The following is a 24,613-nucleotide window of genomic DNA, read 5'->3' as shown; positions in this document are numbered from 1 at the left end:
TGTAAACTTAGACGGAATGATTGGAGAAAGAACTATTGATGTTTCTTCTCTTGCTTCTGGAGTCTACATGGTACAGATCTCTGGTGAGAACAACGTAGTTGTAAAAAGATTAATCATCGAGTAATCGATTAATCATATTTAACCAACCAAAGAAACCCTGTTACGAAAGTGACAGGGTTTCTTATTTTTAGTTGTTTTTTATTTTATAAATTGTTTATTTTAGATTGAAATAAAATAGAACATGAAAAACATTTTGGGAATAGGATCAAGAATTGAACATTCAGAATATGGAAAAGGGGTAGTAACTAATGTTACTTCTAATATGTATTGGGTCACATTTATAGATAAAGGACTTGAAACAATTGATGTAGATTCTGAGTTTGATGTAATTCAAGCTGTAGAAGATGAAGTTGATACCGTAAGTTTTTATGAGGTTGAAAATAGCCTGAGAGAGATTTTAAAAAAATGGAGTGATGTTAGTGAAATAGTTCCATTGGCAGATAAATATAAAGGAGGACTTTTAGTGTTGCAGCCTAAAGATGTAACTATGGCCAATAAGGAAATTCCTATAAATACTTTTTTTCATAAAATTGTAATGCTACGCGATCGTTTACGTGTTATGGAGCAAAAAATAAACAGTAGTAAATCTTTAGATGATCAGGATAAGGTTGATTTACAGCAATATATTACCCGTTGCTATGGTAGTTTGACTACCTTTAATGTGCTTTTTAAAAATAGTTCACAACATTTTAAAGGAGAATCTTCTAAGTAATAAATTAAAGTTTTAAGACAATATCATTTAGAATTTTTCTAGCATGAATTCTGGAATTCTCAATAAACCATTTATGAGTTTCAGTACCACCACATATTACACCAGCAAGGTATAAGCCTTTGACGTTACTTTCCATAGTTACATTATTATACTCGGGAATCATATTCTCTTTAGAAAGCTTAATCCCCATTGCTATTAAAAATTCAAAATTTGGTCGATAGCCCGTTAATGCTAGAACATAGTCATTATTAATGATGACTTCACCTTCAGGAGTTTGAATAACAACTTCACTTTCTTCAATTTTAGAAACTTCAGCATTGAAATAGGCTTTGATACTTCCTTCTTTTATTCGGTTTTCAATATCTGGTTTCACCCAGTATTTAACTCTTTCGCCAATACTTGCCCCTCTTACGATCATGGTCACTTTGCCTCCTTTACGCCAAATCTCAAGAGCAGCATCCACAGCACTATTGCTTGCTCCTACAACAATAATATTCTGTAGTGAATAGGGATGAGCTTCTTTATAATAGTGTGAAACTTTTGGCAGATTTTCGCCAGGGATATTAAGCAATTTTGGAATGTCATAAAATCCTGTTGCAATAATTACATTAGTTGCATGGTAACTTTCACTTTCAGAAGCTATTAAAAAAACAGATTCTATTTTTTTTACTGAAAGTACCTTCTCGTATAGATTAATTTTTAATTTATTTGAAGTGACCAACCTTCTATAATACTCTAAGGCATCATTTCGGTTTGGTTTTGCATTTGAACTTATAAAGGGTATTTCGTCTATCTCTAACTTTTCAGAAGTCGAAAAAAAAGACATGTTTAACGGATAGTTGAACAACGAATTTGTCAGAGCTCCTTTTTCGAGTACCAGATAAGACACATTATTTTTTTCACATTCAAGTGCGCATGCAATTCCAATAGGTCCTGCTCCAACAATAACAACATCCAGAATAGTTGCAGACATTTACGATACAATTTTCTTTAAATCTGCGATAGTTTCAGTAGGATTACTTGCCTTAAATACATAGCTACCTGCGACCAAAACATCTGCACCAGCACCCATTAACTGCTTTGCATTTATATTGGTGACGCCGCCGTCAATTTCAATTTTTGTAGAAGCGCCTTTTTCAGAAATAAGTTGTTTTAATTTTTTAACCTTATCATAAGTGTTTTCAATAAAACTCTGTCCGCCAAACCCTGGGTTTACACTCATTACACAAACTAAATCGATATCACGGATAGTGTCCTCCAATAATGAAACACTTGTATGCGGATTTAGTGCTACTCCAGCTTGCATTCCTTCAGCTTTTATTGCTTGTAGGGTACGATGTAAGTGGGTACAGGCTTCATAATGTACCGTTAAAATATTTGCTCCCAATTCAGAAAAAGTTTTAATGTAGCGATCGGGATCAACAATCATAAGATGCACATCGATAGTTTTGATTGCATGCTTAACAATATCTCTTAAAACAGGCATTCCAAAAGAAATATTTGGAACAAAAACACCGTCCATGATATCAATGTGAAACCAATCTGCTTCACTCGCATTAATCATTTCTACGTCTCTTTGTAAGTTAGCGAAATCTGCTGCTAAAATAGAGGGAGCAATTAATTTAGTACTCATATAAATTGACTTTCAGCAAAGGTACTAATTTATGCTGAAGGTTTAGAGTAATAGCTATTATAGTTCTGCTGGGGCCGAAATGAAGGGTGTTAGTAATCTTTTTATTTTTTCTGAAGTAGAATTATAGCGGGTGCGACTCAAATATTCTTGAATTCTTCTTAAATCTGAAGGCGTTTTAACTACATTAAAATTCGAGCTATAATCTGAAAATACATTAAATTCGGTTTCTCTTCTTATAATTTCGAACACACCTGAGTGCCTATTATCTTTAAGAATTGAATTTTGATATAGGTCTTCAATAATGGTTTTGTCTCCTTCCAGTACCTGAAAAAAATTACCTAATCCTTCAAGTAAAATCCCATTGATGTTTTTTAGATTATTCTTTTTAACAGTTTTCTCAAATATTTCATTGATGAACTCTTCAGTTAGGTTTTCTGAAGCTTTACTAACATAACAAATAGTATATGACATTGTTGTTTTTTTGTACACTAAAATTACTAAAATAATTTTTCAGTAGTAACAATATCAATTTAATTATAAATAGAATCCAAAAAAAACCTCCGGTAATCACTCCGGAGGTCATTCATCAATCAAAAAACGAACAGTATGTTACAATACCCGCATCACCAGGTATCAATACTGTAAGTTACCGTTATTAGGACTAGCCTAAATATGTTTTTAAGATCTTGCTACGAGAGGTATGCTTCAACCTTCTAATTGCTTTTTCTTTGATCTGGCGTACACGTTCACGAGTCAAATCGAATGTTTCTCCTATTTCTTCTAACGTCATAGGGTTTTGACTTCCAAGTCCGAAATACAGCCTAATGACATCTGCCTCACGAGGTGTAAGTGTTTCCAGTGCTCTTTCGATTTCGGTACGTAATGATTCATGTAATAATACACGGTCTGGATTTGGAGATTCCCCACTTCGCAATACATCGTAAAGATTGGAATCTTCTCCTTCAACGAGCGGCGCATCCATGGATACATGACGTCCAGAATTTTTCATTGACTCTTTAACATCATTGATCGTCATGTCCAATTCTTTTGCAATTTCTTCGGCAGAAGGTGGGCGCTCGTGTGCTTGCTCTAGAAAAGCAAATGTTTTATTAATTTTATTGATGCTTCCAATTTTATTGAGTGGTAAGCGTACAATACGTGACTGTTCAGCTAATGCTTGAAGGATAGATTGTCTAATCCACCATACGGCATAACTAATAAATTTAAAACCACGTGTTTCGTCAAAACGTTGTGCGGCTTTAATAAGACCTAGATTCCCTTCATTGATCAAATCTGGGAGTGTTAACCCTTGATTTTGATATTGCTTTGCTACCGATACAACAAAACGTAAATTAGCTTTTGTAAGTTTTTCAAGTGCGCGTTGATCGCCAGCTTTGATTTTTTGTGCCAATTCTACTTCTTCGTCTGCGGTAATTAAGTCAACTTTTCCAATTTCCTGAAGATACTTGTCTAATGAAGCAGTTTCTCTGTTCGTAACCTGCTTTGTAATTTTGAGTTGTCTCATTTAAAAAATACTAAGATTTAGGTGTGCATACATGCGTTCTACTTAGTTATACGTAAAGAGTTCAAAAAAGGTTACAAAATAAATAGAAAAAAATTCATTCCCTTTTTATAGCTTTTAATTTTTTAAAGTCATTTAGGTAATGGCATGTCTGCTTCAAAAGAACTTCGCTGTAATTTATGATAAAGGCTTGAAATTTTTGTTAATCTTATGAGAAATAGTCTTTCAAAACTTTTATTTTTTTTACTATTAAATTAAAATAGAAAATAATGGATAACAAACAGATAATATTGAAAAAGAGACCAGAAGGTAACCCTGAAGAAGCCAATTTTGAAATACAAGCTATTAAAACTCCAGAGGTAGAAGAAGGTGCTTTGTTATTAAAATCGGTTTATATATCAGTTGACCCTTACTTGAGGGGTCGCATGCGTGATGAAAAATCCTATATACCTCCCTTTGAGATTGGAAAACCTATTGAGAGTAGTGTGATTGCAGAGGTGTTAGCATCAAATAATTCGGAGTACAACAAAGGAGACTATGTACACGGAATGCTGCCATGGAAACTTATACAAGTTCACAGCGGTAATGAGCTTCAAAAAGTTGACAAAGAGCAGGCACCATTAAGCGCTTATCTTGGTATTTTAGGTCTTACAGGAATTACAGCCTATGTAGGTCTCAATAAAATAGGTGACCTAAAAAAAGGGGAAACCTTGTTAGTTTCAGGAGCTTCGGGTGCTGTGGGAAGTACGGTAGGGCAAATAGGAAAAATTAAAGGCTGTCACGTAGTAGGTATTGCTGGAAGTGATGAAAAACTAACTATAATGAAAGAAAAATTTGGCTTTCATAGTGGAATAAACTACAAAACTACCAAGGATATGAATTCAGCTGTTAAAAATGCTTGTCCCGAAGGTGTTGATGTGTATTTTGATAATGTTGGAGGCGAAATATTAGATGCAGCATTGGCAAATATTAATAGATACGGGCGTGTCATAAATTGCGGAGCTATTTCTTTGTATAATGCTACTGAAACTCCAAAAGGCCCCAGACATGAAACAACACTGGTTAAGAAAAGTGTAAAAATGCAAGGGTTTATAGTTCGGGATTTTAAGGATGATTTTGAAAGTGCTACAAAGCAGTTGGGTTCCTGGTTACAATCTGGCGAACTAACTTATAGTGAAACCATAAAAAATGGCTTTGATACTTTGCCTTCAGCCTTTATTGGTTTATTTGAAGGAGAGAATAAAGGAAAGATGGTGGTAAAAGTATAAGTGCTTATAAATACTTTTAAAAAAAACGCCTTTCAGAAATGAAAGGCGTTTTATATTGTAGGTATTACTACTATTTAGTCACGTTTATTACGATTGTCGCGACCACGATTATCTCTACTGCCGCGATTAGTACGATCTCCTCGGTCTTCGCGAGGCGGACGCTCTTTAAAACCTTCAGGTTTTGGTAAAATCGCTTTTCTCGATACTTTTTCTTTTCTAGTACGCTTATCCACACCAAAATATTTCACATCAAAAACATCACCCATATTTACCACATCACTTACATTTTCGGTACGTTCCCAAGCCAATTCAGAAACATGTAATAACACCTCATTTCCTGGAGCCTCTGTATATTCTACAACAGCACCAAAGTCTAACATCTTAATTACTTTTACCTCATATACAGATCCTACTTCTGGTTTAAAAGTAATCGAATCAATTTTTGCTAACACTGCGTCAATTCCTTCTTGACCCGTTCCAAGAATTTCAACAATTCCCTCTTCGGTAACAGGATCTTCGTTGATTACAATCGTTGTTCCTGTTTCTTTCTGAAGTTCTTGTATTACTTTCCCTCCTGGTCCAATTAAAGCACCAATATAATCGTTAGGTATACGTACGGTAACCATTTTAGGAGCGTAAGGTTTCACATCTTCTCTTGGCGCAGCGATCGTATCAGTTAAGTGCTTTAGAATATGCAAACGACCATCACGAGCTTGTTTTAATGCTTTTACTAAAATCTCGTAAGACAATCCTTTTACTTTAATATCCATTTGGCAAGCCGTAATACCATCTGCGGTACCTGTTACTTTAAAATCCATATCACCTAAGTGGTCTTCATCTCCAAGAATATCTGATAAAACAGCATATTTTCCAGTATCTCCATCAGAGATTAATCCCATAGCAATACCAGATACTGGTTTTATCATTTGTACTCCTGCATCCATCATCGCCATTGTTCCTGCACATACGGTCGCCATAGAAGAAGAACCATTCGATTCTAATACTTCAGAAACCACTCGAACTGTATAAGGGCAATCTGCTGGCACCATTCCTTTTAATGCACGTTGTGCAAGATTTCCGTGTCCAACTTCACGACGTGATGTGCCACGAATTGGTCTAGCTTCCCCTGTACAGAAAGGAGGGAAGTTATAGTGAAGGTAAAATGTTTCTTCTCCTTCATAACTAGGCATATCAATTTGGTTTGCTTCTCTAGAAGTTCCTAACGTTACTGTGGCTAACGCCTGAGTTTCTCCACGTGTAAATACGGCAGAGCCATGTACCGATGGAAGGTAATCTACCTCACACCAAATAGGACGAATGTCCACAGTTTTACGACCATCTAATCGTACACCTTCGTTCAAGGTTAAATCTCTGATAGCTGCTTTCTCTGCTTTGCGATAATATTTTGAAACCAATCCATCATACTCTGCTAACTCTTCTTCAGAAAAAGTGGCTTTGATCTCTTCTTTAATTTCGTTAAACGCGTTGCTTCTTTCATGTTTTGCAGAACCAGCTTTTGCGATAGCATATACTTTATCGTATGCCATGTCATATACCTTCTTCTCAAGATCTGCATCCTCACGTTCGGCAGGATATTCACGAACTTCTTTCTTTCCGAATGCTTCAGCTAATCTCAATTGCGCTTCACATTGTTTTTTAATGTGCTCATGTGCAAACTTGATAGCTTCTGTCATTTCTTCTTCAGAAATCTCTTTCATCTCACCTTCAACCATCATAACACTGTCTGCGGAAGCACCAATCATCATATCGATGTCAGATTCTTCTAGTTGAGCTCTTGTTGGATTAATGACAAACTCACCATTAACACGTCCTACTCTTGCTTCGGAAATAGCACACTCAAATGGAAGGTCTGATAACTGAATTGCAGCAGAAGCGGCAAGTCCAGCCATTGCGTCTGGCATTACATCATCATCATGAGACATTAACTGAATCATTACCTGTGTTTCAGCATGGTAATCTTTTGGGAATAACGGTCGTAATACACGATCGACTAAACGCATCGTTAATACTTCTCCGTCACTAGGTCTGGCTTCTCTTTTAAAGAAACCTCCTGGATAACGCCCAGATGCTGCGAATTTTTCGCGGTAATCTACCGTTAAAGGTAAAAAGTCCAGGTCTTTTTGTTCGTAGTTTGAAACTACGGTACATAATAACATACATTTTCCAGACTGTATCACGACAGAACCGTGTGCCTGTTTTGCTAATTTTCCAGTTTCGATAGAAATCTCTCTACCGTCACCAAGGTCAATAACCTCTTTAAATACTTTGGGTATCATAAAAATTGTGTTTTTCTTCCGTAAAAACGGAAGTTTCATCCAAGCTATTGCCGCTGGCAATACCTGTGGAAATTATTAATTTGGTCAACAATCGATTATCGACTGTAGTGTTGTTGTGTTGTTGTGGTTGACCAATGAAAAACCTAAGGGTAGCTTTTCTATGTATTATTTCAATTTTAGTACACTAGCCCTAAGAGTAGTATTATTGAAATTTAATATTCTAATTTTAAATAGTCAATCCTTTAGGGGAGGAATTACAGACTTTTTAGGTGTTTTTCAAAAACAAATTCTGAAAAAACAAAGGAGGCGCCTAGCGCCTCCTTTACAATTATATTATTTACGTAAATTAAGCTCTTTTACAATAGCTCTGTAACGTAAGATATCTTTCTTCATTAAATAATCTAATAATGAACGACGCTTACCTACTAACTTCACAAGAGAACGCTCTGTGTTATAGTCTTTGTGGTTTGCTTTTAAATGTCCTGTTAAATGCTCAATTCTATAAGTAAAAAGAGCGATTTGTCCTTCTGCAGAACCAGTATCTGTCTTAGATTTACCGTGCTTTGCGAAGATTTTTTGTTTTTCTTCTGGTGCTAAATACATGCCAATATTATTAAAATAATTTTTATGTATGAATACGTCTCTCGTAATCAGGCTGCAAAAATAAGTAAATTAGTTATACTAAACTATATGATGCCGATTTTTTTACATGTGTAATACAATTTTTGACACAAATTTAAGTTTTAAATTATATCCACAAAAAAACCATCTTATATGAAAATTCCTTTTTTAAAACTTTTTGCCATATGTTTATTGGCAGTACTTTTTGCAAATTGTGATGCAGAATCCATTCAAGAAGAATTTAATTTTTCTGCCGAAGATAGTGCCCGCGCAGCACAAACCGATAATGTTGCCGATGGTGCTTTGAGTATTATAGAAAATGCCTATACAGAAAATGAAGAGCCTCGTGGTGTTGCTGTAACCACCTTATTTCCAGATTGTACTACAATTACCATTCAACCTAATGGCAATGGGGGAAGCATTTTGTTAGATTTTGGAACAGGTTGCGAATTAAATAACGGTGCATTTGTAACCGGAAGTATCCAAATTCTATATGGGCCCTTGGACGGTGGTACTAGAACTCTCACGTATGAGTATACCAATTTCACCTATAATTCTAACGGAATTTCTGGAGGAGGAACTGTAGTAAGAGTAGTAGATAATGGTAATGGAAATCCACAATCTACTGTCACAGAAGATATCACAGTTTCATTTCCAAATACCGAAATAACTGCAACGCGTAACGCTACCCGAATTTCAGAATGGGTAGAAGGAGTTGGTAGCGGAAACTGGCAGGATAATGTGTACCATATCACTGGAAATTGGGAAACAATATTTACCAACGGATTTTCAAGAACTGGAACTGTAACCGATAAGCTGGTGAGAAAATTACAATGCCGCTACCTGGTTAGCGGATTGTTAGAAATTTCGCAACAAAATATTACTGGTGTGATAGATTGGGGAGATGGCAGTTGTGATAATCGTGCTACCCTCGAAATTAATGGACGTATCTATGATATTGTGCTATAATAAAATAAAATTCAATCCTACTATAAAAGAACTCACTTTACGGTGAGTTTTTTTTATTTAGAAAGGATCTCAATTTCAACGCGCCTGTCATCATCATCGGTTTTGCCTAACGGAAACAAAAATGCCAATCCTTCATATTGCATTCTGTCTTTAGAAATCCCTTTTTCAACCAAATAATTATATACCGCTGCTGCTCGTGCTTCTGAAAGATTTTGGACGCGTGTGCGGTTGTTCATTCCATCGATACTGGATGGAATACCAAGCCTTCCGCAGCAAACATGACCACTGATTTTAATTTTTACTGAAGGATTTTCAGTTAAAAAGAAGAAAAGTTTTTTTGCTACAGGAATACTGGATTCTCGAATAATATCAACGCCTGGATAAAATTGCATTCCCTGAAGTGTTATCTTTTCTCCTGAAACGGCAGTTTTCATTTCATTCTCTAAAGTTGGTTCTGGTACCACTTCTTTTTTCGTAATAGTATGAAATTGTCTTGTTACAATAATATCTGCTCTTCTATAAGCTGCCGAAGGATCGTCAATTTCACCAAAACCTATGGTTTGCACATTTATTGAATCTGAAAAAGCTTCAGCAATATTAGTTGCTCTTTTGTCTGAAAGTTTCTGGTTGTATTCAAAGCTGGCAAAGCTATTGGCATACCCATTAATTTTCAAAGAGATGATGGGCAGCGTGTCAGACTGAATGCTGTCAATTTTTTGAAGGTGTGCTGTGGTTAAAGCCGAAACATCATTTTCAAAATACAAAGAAACGGTATCTATTTTTTGTTGGGCAAAACAAATGTTTCCGAAGAGAAAAAGAAAAAATGTGACTTTTTTCATTAGGATGTAGTTTATGATGTAACGGAAAACTTTATACCTATAGTGTATAAAAAAACCTTCAGTTTTAAGCTGAAGGTTTTAAAGATATTAAGCTGACTTTTCTCTAAGAGGTCTATTTAATACTAAATCCAAGTAGAGGTTAATCTTTCTTTTTAAATCTTTTCTATGTGTTATAAAATCAAGGAATCCATGATCCAGGACAAACTCTGCTGTTTGAAAACCATCGGGTAATTCTTTACCAGTTGTATCACGCACTACACGTGGTCCAGCAAAACCAATTAGCGCTCCAGGCTCACTAATATTAATATCTCCTAACATCGCAAATGAAGCGGTTGTTCCTCCTGTAGTTGGGTCTGTACATAAGGAAATATATGGAACCCCAGCGTCTGCTAGTTTAGCCAATTTAGCACTTGTTTTAGCTAGTTGCATTAATGAAAGAGCAGCTTCCATCATACGAGCACCTCCACTTTTACTTATCATTAAAAACGGTATGTTATGCTTTAGTGAATAATCTGCAGCACGTGCAATTTTTTCTCCAACAACACTTCCCATAGAGCCGCCAATAAAGCTAAAATCCATACAGGCAACAACTAGGTCTTCTCCCATAGATTTCCCAACTGCAGTTCTTACAGCATCTTTCAATCCTGTTTTTTCTTGCGCCGCTTTTAATCTATCTACATATTTTTTGCTGTCTTCAAATTCCAAAGGGTCTTTTGACGTTAAATTTTTATCCAGTTCTTTAAACTTATTATTGTCAAATAGAATCTGAAAATATTCTTTACTTCCTATACGAACATGATACCCATCTTCGGGACTCACAAAATAATTGCTCTCAAGTTCATCACTATCAACAATTTTTCCAGTAGGGGATTTGTACCATAACCCTTTAGGGACATCTTTTTTGTCTTCTGTAGGTGTTTGTATTCCTTTTTTTGTTCTTTTAAACCAAGCCATAGTATCTTCGGTTAAATGAGTTTCATTAATCAAGTAAACTCTGTTATAAAGTATTTATATTATTAAGATCCTCAAAAGCCTTTTTTAATCTGCTTTTAAATGTAAGCTCGCCTTCGCGAAGCCACTTTCTTGGATCATAGTATTTTTTGTTTGGAAGTTCGTTTCCTTCAGGATTCCCTATTTGTGTGCGTAGGTATTCGATATTGGTTTCCATATAATCTCTTACCCCTTCATTATACGCAAATTGTAAATCGGTGTCTATATTCATCTTTACCACACCATAGCCAATAGCTTCTCGAATTTCATCTACTGTAGAACCGCTTCCGCCGTGAAAAACAAAATCGATAGGATTGTGTCCTGTTCCAAATTTCTTTTGCACATATTCCTGTGAATTTTTTAAGATTATAGGTGTCAATTTTACATTTCCAGGTTTGTAAACTCCATGGACGTTTCCGAAGGCAGCTGCGATCGTAAATTGATCACTCACCTTTAACAACTCTTCGTAGGCATAACTCACTTCTTCGGGCTGTGTATATAATTTTGAAGAGTCAACATCTGTATTATCCACACCGTCTTCCTCTCCTCCCGTAATACCCAATTCTATCTCCAAGGTCATCCCCATCTTGCTCATACGCTCCAAATATCTTTTACAAATCTCGATGTTTTCTTCAAGAGGTTCCTCAGACAGATCTATCATATGAGAACTGTACAACGAGTGTCCATGTTGCTTATAGTATTTTTCACTGGCATCTAAAAGGCCGTCAATCCAGGGTAATAATTTTTTTGCACAGTGATCGGTATGCAGGATTACAGTAGCTCCGTAAACTTTAGCCATTTCATGAATGTGTTTGGCTCCCGCTATGCCACCGGCAATTGCTGCTTTTTCATTGGTATTTGAAAGTCCTTTACCTGCATTAAAATGGGCTCCTCCATTTGAAAACTGAATAATCACTGGCGCATTTACTTCGGCAGCAGTTTCCATAACTGTATTTACAGTTGTGGATCCAGTGACATTAACAGCAGGCATGGCAAAGCCTTTTTGTTTTGCTAGTTGATGAATTTCCTGAACGTTTCTCCCAGTTGCTACACCTGGTTGGATATTGTGACTCATAATTTGTTTGGTATATTCACTACAAAAATAAGGAAATTATGTGGTTTAAAAGGGATAGTTGATCCCTATGTTATAGACTGCGTTGGTGAAATTGTAATCTTTAAACCAGCGTTCGCCTACGGGTCTTGCCGGATCGTGAGTTTTAAACCCTATGTCAAAGCGAATTACAAAAAATCCGAAATCATAACGTAAACCTATACCAGATGCTACTGCAATTTCTTTTAGATCGGCAATTCCATCAAATCTAAATGCAGGATCATCTACGTCATCAAAAGCATTCCAGATATTTCCGGCATCAATAAAAAACGCGCCTTTAAATCCGCCAAAAATTGTATACCTATATTCAGCATTAAACGCCAGTTTGAAGTTTGCCTCATTAAAATCGAGAACGCTCCCACTGCTACCAGGACCCAAATCATAGGCTCTCCAGCCTCTGTTGTCGTTGGTTCCTCCTGCAAAATAACTACGAGTAAAAGGAATGGAATTACTATTGCCATACGGAATTGCGATGCCTCCAAAAGCTCTTACAGCCAAGACATCTCGATTTAAAAATTCCCAGTGTTTAATATATTCTGTTTCTGCTTTTGCATACTGAGAAAACACAACATCTGAAATTTCAAAATTTCCGTTTTCGTTTTTTGTAGCACCAGCAACACTTGAAATTGCAGACAATAAGTTTCCGGCACTTTCGATTTTCCAGCGCCATTTAGAGAAATTATTGTCAAATATATTGGTGCGTGTATCTCGGTTCCAAGTAAAGTTTGAAGCAAAAATTAAGTTATCTTCGGTAAGTCGGGCTTGTCTTTCAAATATTCGTAAAACATCTCTAAAATCTTCACGCTCTATATTAAGATCTGGAAATTGATTGTTAAGAACGCCTTCAATAAAAAAATCGGCTTCATTAAATCCAGTTCCGTCTTCAGGAACAATAAAATCATTACTTTCAGGATTCATAAATTCATACCCAACCTCCTGTGCGATATCTTCAAGCTGATTAAGAGAGCTTCGGTATACGTTGTAATAATTACCCGGATTTACATTGCGTACGTATTGCACATTAAGTAGGTCAAAACGGTAGTTCTTTATTTTTGAAGGCTTCCAAGCATAGCTATAGATCCCGCTAAAATTTTGACGGTCCAGTCCGATATTATTTTGCACATTAAAACCAGCACTAATACTGGTAGCCGGCGACATGTATTTAGGTATAATTTTATCTGTACTTGCAGGAAATACAATTCGGGGAAAACTTAATTTTACATTGGCGCCAATGTCTGAAGTATCAAAAAAACTTCCTTCTTTATCTGCCGACGAACCTACGCTTCCGCCTGCAGTGATTTCTAGTGTCTCTGCTCTTCGGAAAACATTCCGAATTAAAAAAGTAGAACTAAACCCAGTTCCGAATGGCTGAATGGTAGAGGTGTACGCATCAAGATCGACACTAGCAGTATATTTCTTTTTTGGACTTAATAAAATGGTAGCTATTAATCCAGTACCCGTAGTATCTGTTGCATCTTCTTGATAGCTTATATTAGGATATTTAAAGATTTTTAAATCACTTATTTGATTATAGGTAAGCGTACGGTCTATATCCTTAAAAATTTTCTTGGGTGTAATGGATACCGCATTGGTAATTGCTTTAGGTTTAAATTTTAAATCGTCATAACTATATAAGGTGTACCCATTGTAAGATGCCGAATCTTTAAAAACCTCATTTCTATTAGAAAAATTATAATCTGTAACTATGCGTACTTCATTAACTTTAAAAATTTTAAAAGGTTCTGTATAGGTAGTGTCTCCAATTTCTATTTTCCTATCTGGAATGATATATTTAATATTTGCCTTATGATTAGTATTTACTGTATCTCCTTCAAAACCAACATAATCCTGATCAAAATGATACAATCCAGAATTTCTGAATTGAATAGTCAATCGGTCTCGTTCATTTAAAAAATCATTGGCAGCATATTGTTTCCCAGATTCAATAAAGGTATTTTTCTTTGAAGCCTGAAAGAGTGAATCTACTATAGGGGAGCTAATATCTTCAGAAATTGAATCCACATAATAAGGTCTAAATCGCTCCACGTTATAGGTGACCGATGCTCTTTTTTTCTTAGAACTGTCAACCTTAATTTTATAACTTGTTTCGGTATTAAACCATCCAAAACTTGCATAATATCGTTTTATACGTGCTGCAGATTTATCTGTTTTCTCTTTATCTATAACAACAGGAGCATCTCCACTTTTTTCCAGCCACTTGTTAAAACCTACATAGCTATTTCCTAACTCATTGGTTTGTTTTTTTGATAAGAATTTGTTTAATCGTGCCTCCCGTTTGGGTTTTTTATGCAACCATTTAATATATGTAGAATCGGGTTGAGGATCTGCTATATTGTAAATATGCAACCCAATAGGAATACCCAGTAAAGGAAAAGTTGTATTTGGTTTTTGGTAGATTTGACTTAAAACTCCTGTATCTGTCACTTCAGTACTGTCAACAATAACAGTGTTTTCTGTGAGTAAGTATTTGTCGTCGGGCACTCTTTTAACTGCATTACAGGCCGAAATTAATATGATAAGTACTAAAAATAGTGATATTTTTGTGAGGCTTCGAGTCAAGAGGGTTGTTATTTGTATTTCAAAAATAAGATAAATTGCTTAGTAAAGGTCAAATAAAATTAATAACGAGTTTACAGCAAAAAAAGTACCGTGATTCTACCGGACTTTTTTTTGCAGAAGGACCTAAAGTAATAAGTGAATTACTTTCTGAAGGGTTAAAATTACACAGCTATTTAGCTACGGAAAAATCTTCAGACGATTTAAATTATGTTCAAATTACTGAAAGAGAGTTGCAAAAAATAAGCGCTCTAAAAAATGCAAATCGGTCATTGGCTGTTTTTCACATTCCGAAGAAAAAATCAATAAAAGCTGAAGGTTTGACCGTAGCATTGGATGCGATTCGAGACCCTGGAAATTTGGGAACCATCATTCGCTTATGCGATTGGTTTGGAATAACCCAATTGATCTGTAGTCCAGATACGGCAGATTGTTATAACCCAAAGGTGATTCAGGCGACTATGGGGTCTATTGCGAGAGTAGCTGTACATTATGTTGATTTAGAAAAGTATCTAAAAAACACTAATCTCCCTGTGTACGGAGGAGTGATGGATGGGAAAAGTGTTTATGCTGAAACCTTCCCTAAAAATGCGGTTGTAGTCCTTGGAAATGAAGCAAACGGAATCTCTAAAAGCATTCAAAAATTGCTTACTCATGCGATTACCATTCCGCAGTTTGGAGCATCCAAAGACACCGAAAGTTTAAACGTTGCGACCGCAACTGCAATTTTGTTAAGCGAGTTTAAAAGAACTACTGAAACGTAAAATTAATAAGAATAGCTCTGGTGTATAGATTATCTATATTACTCGTCCAGGGGCTATTAGGGTCGTCATCACGAACTAGCTCATTACTGGTAGCAAACACTCCCCGAATAGAAGGAGTGAATTTAAAATAGTAGAGGTAAAAGTCAATTCCAAAGCCTAGTTCAAAAAAAGTGTTTCCCGTTTTTGTCCTAAACTGTCCTTCAAAGTTGTCTTCGGGGTTATTTTCATTACTCGAGAGGTTAAACGAAGTCGATAATCCACCCACAATGAAAGGTTTAAAATTGTTGAGACGTGCCGTAGAAACCTTTAAGAGTAGGGGCACGTGAATATAGGTAGATTTTATTTCGCGTAAAAAGTCTTTTTCTTCTGTAAAGCCAGGAAAATAAAGATCTCTCTTTCCGTAGTACAAGCCAGGTTCTAAGCGGAGATTTAGGTGTTTTGTCAATCGCATATCGCCAATAAGACCTACGTTAAACCCTACTTCTTCATCTATTAAGATGTCGGTGTTCTCATCACCAAACTGTTCGTTGTATTCAATCTTAAAATCGAAGCTGTTGAATCCTAAAAAGTAGCCCCAGGTAAGCGTGCGTTGGTCGTAATCTCCCTTTCCGGCATTCCCGAAATTCTGTAATTTTTCTTTTGTAAACAACTGTGCTTCTGCTGTTGAAACGAAGAATAATAAGGTTAAGATTAGAAATAAATACTTCATAGTTATTTAGTAGCGGTATAAATTGTGGCTACACCAAAAGTTTGGGGGTTATTTTTCACTGTCTTAAACCCGATTTTCTTTAAAATATTGTTCAGGGCTTCACCATGTGGAAATTTTGAAGCACTTTCACTTAGGTACGAATACGCTACTTTATCTTTTGAAAATAGCTTCCCAATGATAGGGAGAATTCCTTTAGAATACGCATAATACCCTTGCTTCCAAGGGAATTTTGTAGGAACGGAGGTTTCAAGGATCACAAAAAGGCCATCAGTTTTAAGAACGCGAAGAATTTCTGTAAGTCCTTTCTCTAAATTTTCAAAATTACGCACTCCAAAGGAGACGGTAATAGCATCAAATGATTCATTTTCAAACGGAAGCGCTTCGCTATCCCCTTTTACAAAAGTTAATCTTTCTGAAAACTTTTTATTCGCTACTTTTTTTCTTGCTACCGAAAGCATTCCTTCAGAAAGGTCCAGGCCTGTAACAGTCGCAGATTCTATTTCTGAAGCAAATTTGATAGCAAGGTCGCCTGTTCCGGTTGCAATGTCTAATATAGTTTTAGGATTTTTTTCAGCAACAAGTCTGATAACTTTCTTACGCCATTTGGTGTCGGTTCCCAATGAAATTATACGATTGAGTCCATCGTAGTTACCAGAAATGGTATCGAACATTTGTTCAACCTGCTCTTTCTTATTGAGTTCTGAATCCTTATAGGGTGTGATTTTTTCTTTCATAGCGTCTTGCTGTTGCTTTCTTGAAAGCAGCTGCAAAATTACCAAAATTTAAAGAAATAACGATGCCTTTATTATATTCCTGTTTCATATTTGTACCTTTGCATCTATATCCCAGAATAACCTATGAAAATTATCATTGCCGGTGCCGGTGAAGTTGGGTTTCATTTATCCAAACTTCTATCTTTCGAGTCACAGGATATTACGCTTATAGACAATAATAAAGAAGCATTAGTGAACGCAGATACCCATTTGGATATTCGTGTTATACGTGGCGATGCAACTTCAATTTCAGTTTTAAAAGATGCGAAGGTTGATTCGACAGATTTAGTCATAGCAGTGACTTCTTCAGAAACTACAAATATCACTGCTTGCGTTTTAGCCAAGCAACTTGGAGCTAAGCGAACCATTGCGAGGATATCTAACACAGAATTTATTGACAATAAAGATGAGGTAGGGTTTACAAAATTTGGAATTGATGAACTTATTTCGCCAGAGTCACTGGCAGCAAATGAAATAGAATTGCTTCTGAATCAAAGTGCATTTAATGACACGTATGAATTTGAAGGAGGTGCATTGACCATGATTGGGCTTCAGTTGTCAAAAACAACAGCTTTTGTTGGAAAAACAGTAAGTGAAACAGCCGAGATGTACCCAGGACTTACTTATATGCCTATTGCCATTCAGCGATTTGGAACTCAATATACATTAATTCCAAGAGGAGATACTCGTTTTAAAGAAGGGGATCAAGTATACTTTACTACGACTAAAGAAGGTGTAGAGGAAATTTATAAATTGAGCGGAAAAGACCGGGAAGAGATCAAAAATGTAATGATCCTAGGAGGAAGTAATATAGGGTGTAAAACAGCTAAGGATTTATGTCAGCGTCGCTTTAATGTAAAACTTATTGAAAATGATAAAAATAAGGCTTATGAAATTGCAGATGCTAATTCAAGTTGTCTAGTAATTCATGGGGATGGTAGAAATGTTGATTTACTCAATGAAGAGGCCATTGACGATATGGACGCATTTATTGCGGTAACAGGAAATAGTGAAACCAATATCATTTCCTGTTTGGTGGCAAAATCAAAAGGAGTAAAAAAAGCCATCGCCTTGGTTGAAAATATGGATTATTTTCAATTATCCCATTCTATAGGTATTGACACGCTGATTAATAAAAAATTACTTGCTGCTAATAATATTTTTCGTTTCGTTCGTAAAGGAGACGTTGTCGCAATGACAAAATTGAACAATATGAATGCAGAGTTACTTGAATTTATCGTTTCACCTTCAGCTTTGGTTTGTAATAAAACAATTAAAGCGATCAACTTACCGCTATCTGCAATTATTGGCGGAGTTGTTCGCGATGGAAAAGGTCAGGTACCTTTAGGAGATTTTAAAATTCTTAGTGGTGACCGAGTCGTCGTTTGCTGCCTGCCACAATCTATAGGTAAGATCGAAAAGCTCTTTATCTAATGCGTGCGCTTTCAAAGATTAACTTTAAAATTATTGCCCATATCATGGGTCTTCTGTTAAGTGTAAACGGAGGGTTTATGCTTCTTTCTGCAATTATTAGCATTGTATATAAAGATGGTGTAGTTCAGGAAATGTTACTCTCTGGAGTAGGCACCGTTTGTTTTGGTCTTGCAGTCATGTTTTTAACACGTAATCACCGTAAAGAAATACAAAAAAGAGAGGGGTATATTATAGTAACTTTTGGATGGGTTTTTATGTCGCTCACAGGAACTATCCCATATCTAGCGACAGGTGCAATTACAGAATTTACCAATGCATTTTTTGAAACTATGAGTGGGTATACCACTACGGGTGCCACAATATTGACAGATATTGAAGTGCTTCCCAGAGGCGTGTTATTTTGGCGTAGTATTACACACTGGATTGGCGGTATGGGAATTATTGTTTTGGCAGTGGCAATTTTACCATTATTAGGAATAGGAGGGATGCAGCTTTTTGCAGCCGAAGCTCCAGGTCCTGGAGGAGATAAACTTCACCCTCGAATTACAGATACTGCCAAAAGATTATGGCTTATTTATGTAGGATATACGCTAGCAGAAACCTTATTGCTTACCGTTGCAGGGATGAGCTTTTTTGATGCCATTAATCACTCTCTAAGCACTCTGAGTACAGGAGGTTTTTCCACTAAAAATGCAAGTTTAGCGTATTGGAATGATACGCCTTTGATTCAATACATAGTCATGATTTTTATGTTTCTGGCAGGAACTAATTTCGTATTAAGTTATTTTGCTTTTAAAGGGAAGTTTTCTAGAATTTTTAAAGATGAAGAGTTTAGATCTTATCTCATTTTTATTGTAGGATTATCTGTTATTGCTGCCTTCGTTATTTTATGGCAGTCAGATATTACTGCTTCGTCGATTAGTCACCCTATGGTTTTAGGAAGGGTTGAAAGTACGATTCGACATGGCTTTTTTCAGGTATTAGCAATTATAACAACCACAGGATTTGTAACCGCAGATTATACAGCCTGGACTCCTATGTTAACCATGTTCTTTTTCGGACTCATGTTTTTAGGAGGTTCTTCAGGATCAACAGCAGGAGGGTTAAAAATTGTACGGCATTTAATAATGATAAAAAATGGAGTGTTAGAATTTAAAAGAACACTTCATCCACATGCCATTTTACCCGTTCGTTACAATAACAGAGCTGTGGATCGTCCCATCGTATATAATATACTCGGTTTTTTTATCCTCTATATGTTATCTTTTATAGTAGGAGTGATCGTATTCTCTTGGCTCGGACTTGATTTTAAAACAGCGCTTGGAGGTGCTGCATCTTCACTGGGAAATGTAGGTCCTGCATTAGGTGATTTAGGCCCTATAGATAATTACAATGGACTGCCCACCGCAGCCAAATGGTGGTCTTCCTTTTTAATGCTTATTGGCCGATTGGAACTTTTTACGGTGCTTATTCTTTTAACTCCTTTTTTCTGGAGAAACAGATAATACAGGTAAGTATATTAAACCACTCTAACTTTTGCGGCTAGTTCTTTTGCTCTTTTTGTAACTGAATTAATATCTGCGGAAAGTGAATCGTACGTAACAACCACTCCCATTCTACGATAGGGTCTTGCGGTAGGTTTTCCAAAAATCCTGAAGTCACTTTTAGGAGCATCAGCAATAGCTTTAATTCCTGAAAATGAAGGGTCATCTGAAGTATCTGAAGCTAAAATCACAGCGCTTGCGCCTATTCTTTCTAAGGTGATTTCAGAAATAGGTAACCCAAGAATTGCCCTCAAATGCAATTCAAATTCGTTAAAATTTTGAGTGTTAGCTAAAGTGACCATCCCTGTATCATGAGGTCTTGGTGAAAGTTCAGAAAAATAAACTCCGTCATCTCCTACAAAAAACTCTACGCCCCAAATACCAGCACCCCCTAATGCTTTGGTCACTTTTGCTGCCATATCCTGGGCAATTTTTAAATGAACTGCTTCCATGGTTGCAGGCTGCCAGCTTTCCTGATAATCACCACGTTCTTGACGATGTCCTATAGGAGGGCAGAATAATGTTTTTCCACTTTTTTGAGTAACCGTAAGTAAGGTGATTTCGTAATTGAAATTTATAAATGCTTCCACAATAACTTCGGCTACATCCCCACGCGAACCTTCCTGAGAATATTTCCATGCTTTTTCGATATCAGCCTCATTTTTAATCGTACTCTGACCTTTTCCGCTAGAAGACATCAATGGTTTTACTACGCAGGGCATGCCAATTTCTGAAACTGCTTCAGCTAATTCGGCGGCTGAGGTAGCATATCTATAGGTTGCAGTTTTTAAGCCTAACTCTTTTGCTGCAAGATCTCTGATTGCTTTTCGGTTCATTGTAAAATTCGCCGCTTTAGCCGAAGGAATTACCGTAAATCCTTGCTTTTCGTACGCATACAATCTTTCGGTACGTATTGCCTCGATTTCTGGAACGATATAATCAGGTTGGTGTTTTTTAATTAGATTGTCAAGCGCATCGCCATCGAGCATATTAATAACCTCAAAATCATGGGCTACTTGCATGGCTGGGGCATTTGTATAACTATCCACCGCAATTACAATCTGTCCAATACGCTGCGCCGCGATGACAAATTCTTTACCTAATTCACCAGCGCCTAATAGTAGTATTTTTGCCATGATTTAGTGTGTAAGGGCTTCCTTAATTCGCTTCATTGCTTCAGTAATATCATTTTCTGAAGCAGCATACGAAATACGAATACAGTTTGCATCGCCAAACGCTTCACCCGTAACAGTTGCTACATTGGCATGCTCTAATAAAAAGAGCGAAAAGTCGGAAGCTGAATTGATATTGGTCCCTTGCAAGGTCTTTCCGAAGTAATAAGAAATATCTGGAAATACATAAAATGCACCTTCGGGTTCGTTGGTCTTAAATCCAGGTATTTCAGAAAGTAACCCTAAAATAAGTTTTCTTCTTTCTTTAAAAGCATCCACCATATATTGAATTTTACTTGGCGGATTCTCAAGTGCAGCTATCGTAGCTCGCTGCGCAATACAATTAGCCCCGCTGGTCACTTGTCCCTGCATTTTTGTGCAGGCTTTAGCGATCCATTCTGGCGCACCTATGTAGCCAATTCGCCAACCTGTCATCGAATATGCTTTGGATACTCCATTGACAGTCACCGTTCGGTCATACATATCTTCAAATTCTGCCATCGATACATGATCGCCAGCAAAGTTGATATGTTCATAAATCTCGTCACTAATTACAATAATATTTGGATAATCAACCAATACATCTGCCAAAGCTCTTAATTCTTTCTTGCTGTATACAGATCCGCTTGGGTTGCATGGAGAACTGTAAATAATGAGTTTGGTTTTTGAGGTAATTGCAGCACGTAATTCGTCTGCAGTAATTTTAAAATCGTTATCGATCGAAGTTTTAATTTCTTTTGGAACACCGCCAGCAACTTTACTAATATCTGCATAACTTACCCAGTAAGGTGCAGGTAATAAGACTTCGTCACCTTCATTTAAAAGTACCTGAGCAAGATTTGCCAACGATTGTTTGGCTCCTGTAGAAACCACTATTTGAGCAGGGGTATACGAGAGACCATTATCTCTTTTAAATTTAGTGATAATTGCCTGTTTTAGATCGCCATAGCCATCGACAGGAGTATACGAATGAAAATCTTCCTGAATCGCTTTGATAGCAGCTTCTTTTACAAATTCTGGAATTGTAAAATCTGGTTCTCCAAGGCTTAAGCCAATAATATCTTTACCCGCTTCTTTTAATTCACGAGCTTTTGCTGCCATTGCAAGGGTGGCAGATGTTGCCATATTCTTTACTCGGTCGGAGAGTTGTGGTGTCATAGGTTTAAATAGCTAATGCGGGTTTCATACCCATCTCTTTTAAATGTCTAAAATGCGCCAATAATGCTTTTCGAGTAGTTTTATATTCATGGTATGGAAGATTAAATTCCAATGCCGTTTCTTTAACAATTTTTGATATTCGGGTATAATGCACATGGCTGATATTTGGGAAAATATGATGCTCCACTTGATGATTCAACCCTCCAGTAAACCAATTCATTATTTTGTTTTTAGTCGAAAAATTAACGGTAGTGAATAACTGGTGAATCGCCCATGTATTTTTCATAGAACCCGTATTATCTGGTAGTGGCATATCTGTTTGCTCTACAATGTGGGCTAATTGAAAAACAACACTTAAAATTAAGCCGGCAACATAATGCATGATAAAGAAACCAATTAAAATTTTCCACCAGGCGATGTCAAAAAATAGAATTGGTATAGCAATCCAGATACCTGCATAAATGAGTTTAGTAATAACAAGGGTGCTCCATTGCAAACTTGCTTTTGGAAGCTTTCCATAGGAAAGCTTTTGCTTTAAATAACGTTTGGTCTGACTAAAATCTGAACTAATCACCCAATTGATTGTTAGTAGTCCGTAAAAAAAGATGCTATAATAATGCTGGAATTTGTGAAGTCGGTGCCATTTTGAATGTTCAGAAAAACGTAAAATTCTTCCTGCTTCTAGATCTTCATCATGCCCATGAATATTGGTATATGTGTGATGTAAAACATTGTGTTGTACTTGCCAGTTGTACACATTTCCTGCAAGAATGTACATACTGCCTCCCATGATTTTATTGATCCATTTTTTGGATGAGTAGGCGCCGTGGTTCGCATCATGCATTACATTCATGCCTACACCAGCCATTCCTACACCCATGACAATGGTCAATAATAATTGAGCCCACCAAGGAAAATCTAAACCTAGAAATAAAAAATAAGGAGTTAGATAAAGTGAAAACATGACAATGGTTTTAAGATGCAAACGCCAGTTTCCGTTTTTAGATTTATTATTTTCTTTAAAATAGGTGTTAACACGTTTGTTTAACGTTCTAAAAAACTTAGCAGAATCAACTCTTGAGAAGGTAACTTGTGGTTTGTTCACAATAATATTATTTTAAGGGAAGCCCAAAATAGGAATTGCAAAAATACATATCTTAATAGTAAAAGTACTTGTTCATAACATAAAATTATGAAAGAAATTATACTTTTGTTGTTGATAACAGCGCATGAAACTCGTCCAACATTACTTCCCAAATCTTTCTGAAAATCAAATTAGTCAATTTGAACAATTGAATACATTGTATCAGGACTGGAATCTTAAAATTAATGTCGTTTCCCGAAAAGACATTGATGAGTTATATCTGCGGCATGTATTGCATTCCTTAGGAATTGCAAAAGTTCAAAAATTTAAACCTAACGCTAAAATTCTGGATATTGGAACCGGAGGTGGTTTTCCAGGCATCCCTTTGGCAATCCTTTTTCCTGAAACCCAGTTTCATCTAGTCGATAGTATAGGAAAAAAAATAAAAGTAGTCCAAGAAGTTTCAGAAGGCTTAGGGTTAGAGAATGTAAAAATTACAAATGCGCGTGCCGAAACCATTACTGGGCAATATGATTTTATTGTCAGTAGGGCAGTAGCGCAAATGGAAACTTTTGTTCGTTGGATCAAAGATCGTGTCGCGAAAAAGAGCACACACGAACTAAAAAGCGGTATACTGTATTTAAAAGGGGGTGATCTTACCGAAGAACTTGCAGGCTTCCCAAAAGCAACCGTATATTCACTTCAAGATTATTTTAAAGAAGATTTTTTTGAAACCAAAAGTGTGGTACATCTTCCATTAAAATATAAAGGCTAGGATCTTTTTTTCTGAAACAAAAACCACTGTAACCCAACTATTGTTTTAGCATCTATTATTTTTTCTGAAAGCCAGTTTTCGATTTCTGAAACAGGTAATTTTACCATTTTAATATCTTCATTTTCTGAAGGATTGCCGTCCCCTTTAGCTACTTTGTCTTTTTCTGAAACTTCAGCATAAAAGAGATAGGTTTTTTCTGTACAGGCTCCCGGGGAAGGATAGAAACTATAAATCTGTTGTGGTTGGTGAAGCTGATACCCCATTTCTTCCAAGGTTTCTCTTTTTATACAAGTGAGCGGACATTCCTCTTTTTCCATCGAACCTGCTGGTATTTCAAGCATCCATCCTTGTTGGTGTTTTGTGGTTGGATAGCGAAACTGTTTTGTTAATAACACCGAATCACTTTCAGCTTCATACAAAAGAATCGCGACACTGTCGCCTCGGTAGAATGCGAGTCGGTTGGTAGAAATTTCGCTACCTTTAAAAGTGTCGTAGGTAACTTTTGCTTTCAGCATTTGATAGTGGTCATCAAAAACCACTTGTTCATTTTCAACTGTATAGTTCATAGCTATAAATATAAAAAAAGCACCTGCTTTTCAGT

At 36.4% G+C, this 24,613-nt stretch carries 24 protein-coding genes; 8 read left to right on the top strand and 16 right to left on the bottom strand.

The window, feature by feature from the left end:
* Nucleotides 1–16 precede the first annotated feature (16 nt).
* Nucleotides 17–124, top strand: coding sequence for a T9SS type A sorting domain-containing protein (locus tag ACFQO1_RS08540; RefSeq protein ID WP_380216794.1), 108 nt, complete (start codon nucleotides 17–19; stop codon nucleotides 122–124).
* Nucleotides 125–241: 117 nt separating this feature from the next.
* Nucleotides 242–772, top strand: coding sequence for a hypothetical protein (locus ACFQO1_RS08535; RefSeq protein ID WP_380217582.1), 531 nt, complete (start codon nucleotides 242–244; stop codon nucleotides 770–772).
* A 4-nt stretch (nucleotides 773–776) separates the two neighbouring features.
* Here ACFQO1_RS08535 and ACFQO1_RS08530 read toward each other — a convergent pair whose 3' ends face one another.
* The 4 genes from ACFQO1_RS08530 to ACFQO1_RS08515 form a co-directional block, all read right to left on the bottom strand.
* Nucleotides 777–1,745: a YpdA family putative bacillithiol disulfide reductase gene (locus tag ACFQO1_RS08530; RefSeq protein WP_380217581.1), complete on the bottom strand. Its 969-nt coding sequence runs from the start codon at nucleotides 1,743–1,745 to the stop codon at nucleotides 777–779.
* Complete coding sequence (gene rpe, locus ACFQO1_RS08525; protein WP_380217580.1) at nucleotides 1,746–2,405, bottom strand: ribulose-phosphate 3-epimerase; 660 nt, start codon at nucleotides 2,403–2,405, stop codon at nucleotides 1,746–1,748.
* 57 nt (nucleotides 2,406–2,462) lie between these two features.
* Nucleotides 2,463–2,876 (bottom strand): BLUF domain-containing protein, encoded by a 414-nt coding sequence (locus tag ACFQO1_RS08520; RefSeq protein WP_380217578.1) that lies wholly within the window; start codon nucleotides 2,874–2,876, stop codon nucleotides 2,463–2,465.
* 190 nt (nucleotides 2,877–3,066) lie between these two features.
* Nucleotides 3,067–3,930, bottom strand: a complete 864-nt coding sequence (locus tag ACFQO1_RS08515) for a sigma-70 family RNA polymerase sigma factor (RefSeq protein ID WP_380217577.1) — start codon at nucleotides 3,928–3,930, stop codon at nucleotides 3,067–3,069.
* A gap of 266 nt (nucleotides 3,931–4,196) precedes the next feature.
* Here ACFQO1_RS08515 and ACFQO1_RS08510 point away from each other — a divergent pair, with 266 nt between their 5' ends.
* The gene (locus ACFQO1_RS08510) at nucleotides 4,197–5,195 is read left to right on the top strand and encodes an NADP-dependent oxidoreductase (protein WP_380217576.1); all 999 of its coding nucleotides are present in this window, start codon (nucleotides 4,197–4,199) and stop codon (nucleotides 5,193–5,195) included.
* A 74-nt stretch (nucleotides 5,196–5,269) separates the two neighbouring features.
* On the opposite strand, the gene ACFQO1_RS08505 is transcribed toward ACFQO1_RS08510, so the two are convergent.
* Both ACFQO1_RS08505 and rpsO read right to left on the bottom strand, forming a co-directional pair.
* The gene (locus ACFQO1_RS08505; protein WP_380217575.1) at nucleotides 5,270–7,492 is read right to left on the bottom strand and encodes a polyribonucleotide nucleotidyltransferase; all 2,223 of its coding nucleotides are present in this window, start codon (nucleotides 7,490–7,492) and stop codon (nucleotides 5,270–5,272) included.
* 333 nt (nucleotides 7,493–7,825) lie between these two features.
* Nucleotides 7,826–8,095, bottom strand: coding sequence for a 30S ribosomal protein S15 (rpsO, locus tag ACFQO1_RS08500; RefSeq protein WP_380217574.1), 270 nt, complete (start codon nucleotides 8,093–8,095; stop codon nucleotides 7,826–7,828).
* Nucleotides 8,096–8,266: 171 nt separating this feature from the next.
* Here rpsO and ACFQO1_RS08495 point away from each other — a divergent pair, with 171 nt between their 5' ends.
* Nucleotides 8,267–9,082, top strand: coding sequence for a hypothetical protein (locus tag ACFQO1_RS08495; RefSeq protein WP_380217573.1), 816 nt, complete (start codon nucleotides 8,267–8,269; stop codon nucleotides 9,080–9,082).
* 53 nt (nucleotides 9,083–9,135) lie between these two features.
* On the opposite strand, the gene ACFQO1_RS08490 is transcribed toward ACFQO1_RS08495, so the two are convergent.
* From ACFQO1_RS08490 to tamL, 4 genes are all read right to left on the bottom strand, one after another.
* A complete protein-coding gene (locus tag ACFQO1_RS08490; RefSeq protein WP_380217572.1) occupies nucleotides 9,136–9,921 on the bottom strand; it encodes an OmpA family protein in 786 nt (261 codons plus the stop codon).
* Between the two features lie 87 nt (nucleotides 9,922–10,008).
* Entirely contained in the window at nucleotides 10,009–10,875 is an 867-nt protein-coding gene (accD, locus tag ACFQO1_RS08485; protein WP_380217587.1) for an acetyl-CoA carboxylase, carboxyltransferase subunit beta, read from the bottom strand.
* 43 nt (nucleotides 10,876–10,918) lie between these two features.
* Nucleotides 10,919–11,986, bottom strand: coding sequence for a class II fructose-bisphosphate aldolase (gene fbaA / locus ACFQO1_RS08480; RefSeq protein WP_380217571.1), 1,068 nt, complete (start codon nucleotides 11,984–11,986; stop codon nucleotides 10,919–10,921).
* 45 nt (nucleotides 11,987–12,031) lie between these two features.
* The gene (gene tamL, locus ACFQO1_RS08475) at nucleotides 12,032–14,602 is read right to left on the bottom strand and encodes a translocation and assembly module lipoprotein TamL (RefSeq protein WP_380217570.1); all 2,571 of its coding nucleotides are present in this window, start codon (nucleotides 14,600–14,602) and stop codon (nucleotides 12,032–12,034) included.
* Between the two features lie 35 nt (nucleotides 14,603–14,637).
* Here tamL and ACFQO1_RS08470 point away from each other — a divergent pair, with 35 nt between their 5' ends.
* Nucleotides 14,638–15,363 carry a TrmH family RNA methyltransferase gene (locus ACFQO1_RS08470; protein ID WP_380217568.1) on the top strand — a complete coding sequence of 242 codons (726 nt, stop codon included), beginning with the start codon at nucleotides 14,638–14,640 and terminating at the stop codon, nucleotides 15,361–15,363.
* Here the strand turns inward: ACFQO1_RS08470 and porT are convergent.
* Entirely contained in the window at nucleotides 15,350–16,072 is a 723-nt protein-coding gene (gene porT / locus ACFQO1_RS08465) for a type IX secretion/gliding motility protein PorT/SprT (protein ID WP_380217567.1), read from the bottom strand. The two genes, ACFQO1_RS08470 and porT, sit on opposite strands and share 14 nt — an antisense overlap.
* Before the next feature lie 2 nt (nucleotides 16,073–16,074).
* A complete protein-coding gene (ubiE, locus tag ACFQO1_RS08460; RefSeq protein WP_380217565.1) occupies nucleotides 16,075–16,806 on the bottom strand; it encodes a bifunctional demethylmenaquinone methyltransferase/2-methoxy-6-polyprenyl-1,4-benzoquinol methylase UbiE in 732 nt (243 codons plus the stop codon).
* A 123-nt stretch (nucleotides 16,807–16,929) separates the two neighbouring features.
* On the opposite strand from ubiE, the gene trkA reads away from it, so the two are divergent.
* A complete protein-coding gene (gene trkA / locus ACFQO1_RS08455) occupies nucleotides 16,930–18,279 on the top strand; it encodes a Trk system potassium transporter TrkA (protein ID WP_380217564.1) in 1,350 nt (449 codons plus the stop codon).
* Complete coding sequence (locus tag ACFQO1_RS08450) at nucleotides 18,279–19,784, top strand: TrkH family potassium uptake protein (RefSeq protein WP_380217563.1); 1,506 nt, start codon at nucleotides 18,279–18,281, stop codon at nucleotides 19,782–19,784. The genes trkA and ACFQO1_RS08450 overlap by 1 nt, the downstream gene beginning before the upstream one ends.
* A gap of 14 nt (nucleotides 19,785–19,798) precedes the next feature.
* Here the strand turns inward: ACFQO1_RS08450 and purT are convergent, their stop codons facing one another.
* From purT to ACFQO1_RS08435, 3 genes are read right to left on the bottom strand one after another with little or no spacing between them, the layout of a single operon-like run.
* On the bottom strand, nucleotides 19,799–20,959 hold the full coding sequence (purT, locus tag ACFQO1_RS08445) for a formate-dependent phosphoribosylglycinamide formyltransferase (RefSeq protein WP_380217562.1): 1,161 nt from the start codon (nucleotides 20,957–20,959) through the stop codon (nucleotides 19,799–19,801).
* Nucleotides 20,960–20,962: 3 nt separating this feature from the next.
* Nucleotides 20,963–22,153, bottom strand: a complete 1,191-nt coding sequence (locus ACFQO1_RS08440; RefSeq protein ID WP_380217561.1) for a pyridoxal phosphate-dependent aminotransferase — start codon at nucleotides 22,151–22,153, stop codon at nucleotides 20,963–20,965.
* Nucleotides 22,154–22,157: 4 nt separating this feature from the next.
* Nucleotides 22,158–23,258: a fatty acid desaturase family protein gene (locus ACFQO1_RS08435; RefSeq protein WP_380217560.1), complete on the bottom strand. Its 1,101-nt coding sequence runs from the start codon at nucleotides 23,256–23,258 to the stop codon at nucleotides 22,158–22,160.
* Nucleotides 23,259–23,382: 124 nt separating this feature from the next.
* On the opposite strand from ACFQO1_RS08435, the gene rsmG reads away from it, so the two are divergent.
* Nucleotides 23,383–24,012: a 16S rRNA (guanine(527)-N(7))-methyltransferase RsmG gene (gene rsmG / locus ACFQO1_RS08430; RefSeq protein ID WP_380217559.1), complete on the top strand. Its 630-nt coding sequence runs from the start codon at nucleotides 23,383–23,385 to the stop codon at nucleotides 24,010–24,012.
* Here rsmG and ACFQO1_RS08425 read toward each other — a convergent pair.
* Nucleotides 24,009–24,578, bottom strand: coding sequence for an NUDIX domain-containing protein (locus tag ACFQO1_RS08425; RefSeq protein ID WP_380217558.1), 570 nt, complete (start codon nucleotides 24,576–24,578; stop codon nucleotides 24,009–24,011). The two genes, rsmG and ACFQO1_RS08425, sit on opposite strands and share 4 nt — an antisense overlap.
* Between the last annotated feature and the right edge of the window lie 35 nt (nucleotides 24,579–24,613).

This window comes from Jejudonia soesokkakensis (assembly GCF_042664795.1).
GTDB lineage: Bacteria > Bacteroidota > Bacteroidia > Flavobacteriales > Flavobacteriaceae > Jejudonia > Jejudonia soesokkakensis.
This window is presented reverse-complemented; position numbering and strand designations above follow the sequence as displayed.